We start from the raw sequence: 296 nt of genomic DNA, 5'->3' as shown, positions 1-296 counted from the left end.
CTGCTCCTCGCCCCAGCACGCGGCGAGGATGTCCTGGCGCGGCACCGCCTGGCCTGCGCGTTCGGCCAGCAGTTGCAGCAGCGCGAACTCCTTCGGCCGCAGCGGCAGCGCGATGCCGGCGCGGCGCGCCTCGCGCCGGCCCAGGTCGATCTCCAGGTCGGCGATGCGGATCGTGCTCGGCCGGATCGCGCCGCCGCGCCGGCCGATGGCGCCGATGCGCGCAATCAGCTCGTCCATCGAAAACGGCTTGACCAGATAGTCGTCGGCGCCGCCGGCGAAGCCTTCCACGCGGTCGG

Annotated in this window: 1 protein-coding gene; it reads right to left on the bottom strand. The window is 74.0% G+C overall.

What is annotated here, in order from left to right:
- On the bottom strand, positions 1-296 hold a 296-nt coding region (locus tag HKX41_11050; GenBank protein ID NNC24668.1), incomplete at both ends, for a response regulator transcription factor.

The sequence above is a fragment of the Salifodinibacter halophilus genome (assembly GCA_012999515.1).
GTDB lineage: Bacteria > Pseudomonadota > Gammaproteobacteria > Nevskiales > Salinisphaeraceae > Salifodinibacter > Salifodinibacter halophilus.
This window is presented reverse-complemented; position numbering and strand designations above follow the sequence as displayed.